Consider the following 2,359-nt stretch of genomic DNA (forward strand, 5'->3'; position numbering starts at 1 on the left):
CAGCACGTTCCTGACTATATGGTGCCGTGGCGATTGATGCGGTTGCCGGCGATGCCGCTCTCGGCCAATGGCAAGCTGGATCGCAAGCAACTGCTGCAGGTCGAGGCGCAAGTCGCCGCTACCGGCTATGTCGAACCCCGCAATGACGCCGAACGCAGCCTCGCCAGAATCTGGTCCGAGGTGCTGGGCGTGGAGCGGGTGGGTGTGACGGATGACTTTTTCGAGCTGGGCGGGCATTCGCTGCTTGCGACCCGCCTGGCCTCGCAGATCCGCCATCAGTTAGGCGTACAGATACACCTCGGCGCGGTGTTCGATACACCGACGATCGAGGCGCTCGCTCGGCACCTGGAGCACATTCCGGCACACACCTGCGAAGACGAGGTGGATGCCATGACCCAATTGCTGAACGAACTGGAGCGCATTGAATGAACGACCTGAGCCAAGCCCACGGCCCCAGCCACCGTGACGATCCGTTGCGCCCGCTGGCCGAACGGCTCAACGCTCTTCCTGCCGAAAAGCAGCGGATATTCCTGCGGCAGTTGCGTGAAAAAGGCATTGATGCGCGCCGTTTGCCCATCGTTGCGGCGCCTGCCGAGACGACGCACACGTTGTCCTACAGCCAGCGCCGGCTATGGCTGCTCTGGCAGTTGGAGCCGACCGCCAGCGCCTATCACATTACCGGTGGCCTGCAACTCACGGGGCAATTGAACGAGGCGGCGCTGCAGGCGGCGCTGGCCGATATCGTCGCCCGTCACGCGGTACTGCGCAGTGTCTTCCCCAGCGAAGGCGGTGAGCCGGTGGTGCGTGTGCAGGCTGCCGATGCCTGTGCCGTGCTCCTGGGGCGCGAAGACCTCAGCGAGTTGTCGGCCCAGGCCCAGGACGCGGCCTTGGCGCGCCTGGCCCAGGCCCAGGCCCGACAACCGTTCGACTTGACCCAGGGGCCTTTGCTGCGCCTGTGCCTGGTGCGCTGTGACGCCGAACGGCATGCCTTGCTGGTCACCTTGCACCACATCGTCGCCGATGGCGTCTCGGTGGAGCTGTTCGTTCAAGAGCTGGCTGGCGGCTATGCCCGTCACCTTCAGGCCGTCGACAGTCCGTTGCCCAGCCTTGATGTGCAATACAGCGACTATGCGCGCTGGCAGCGCCTGTGGCTGGAGTCCGGCGAAAGTGAGCAACAACTGGCGTATTGGCGCGAGCGCCTGGGCGTTGAGGAGCCCGTGCTGGAGTTGCCGGTCGATCATCTGCGTTCGGGCTTGCCCACCTATCACGGCGCACGGGTCGGCAAACCGTTGTCCGAGGCCACCAGCAGCCGTTTGCGGCAGTTCGCCCGCAGTCAACAAGCCACGCCGTTCATGGTGTTGCTCGCCGCTTATGGCGTGTGGCTAAGCCGCCTGTGCGGCCAGACGCAAGTGCGCGTCGGCATCCCGGTTGCCAATCGCGAGGCTGTCGCGACCCAGGGTTTGATCGGGTGCTTTGTCAATACACAAGTCTGGCCGTTAAGCGTGTCGCGTCGTGAATCCTTCATCGACCAGCTCAAGGCTGTGCGCGAACAGGCCTTGCAAGCCCAGGCTCATCAGGATTTGCCCTTCGAACAGCTGGTCGAAGCACTGCAGCCCCAACGCAGCATGGGCCGCAACCCGCTGTTCCAGGTCATGTTCAACCACTTGCAGCGCGGCGACAGCCAGCTGGATGTGGGCGGGCTGGTCTTCGAGCGCCTGGACCAGGCCGCTGAAACCGCACAGCTGGATCTGACCCTGACCACCGAGGAAGACCGCCAGGGCCAGATCACCGCGACCTTCAGCTACGCGACCGACCTGTTCGACGCCGCCACCGTGCATGCCTGGCACGCGCATTTCCTGTTTCTGCTCGAGCAACTGCTGGAACAGCCCGAGCGTGCATTGCACGAACTGCTGCCGCTGACCCCCGTCGAGCAACAGCAACTGTCCGGTTGGAACGCCACCGAGGAAAACTACCCTTCGTACGCGAATCTGCCGGCGTTGATCGGCCAGCAAGTGCGCGCCACACCTGACGCCTTGGCGCTGGTGTACGGCGACACACGCCTGAGCTACGCCGAACTGGACGCCCGCGCCAATCAACTCGCGCATTGGCTGCAAGGCCAGGGCGTGGGGCCGGATGTGCCGGTGGCGGTTTCGGCCGAACGTTCGGTGGAATTGGTGGTAGCCCTGCTGGGTGTGATCAAGGCCGGTGGTGCGTATTTGCCGCTGGACCCGGAACACCCGCGTGAGCGTTTGCAAGGCATGCTCGCCGACAGTGGCAGCCCCTTGCTGTTGACGCAAACCCACCTGCTGGACAAGTGGGCGGGCGATGCCGGCGTGCCGGTGCATGCCCTCGAAAGCTT

General features: G+C 64.4%; 1 protein-coding gene and 1 pseudogene. Both read left to right on the forward strand.

The window, feature by feature from the left end:
• Positions 1 to 159: 159 nt before the first annotated feature.
• Positions 160 to 429, forward strand: a pseudogene (locus tag V6M90_RS30330) (phosphopantetheine-binding protein); the annotation flags it as partial.
• A partial coding sequence (locus tag V6M90_RS29990; protein ID WP_332847665.1) for a condensation domain-containing protein occupies positions 426 to 2,359 on the forward strand: 1,934 nt, incomplete at its 3' end. The pseudogene V6M90_RS30330 and the gene V6M90_RS29990, both read left to right, overlap by 4 nt.

It is taken from the genome of Pseudomonas lactucae (genome assembly GCF_036688725.1).
Classification (GTDB): domain Bacteria; phylum Pseudomonadota; class Gammaproteobacteria; order Pseudomonadales; family Pseudomonadaceae; genus Aquipseudomonas; species Aquipseudomonas lactucae.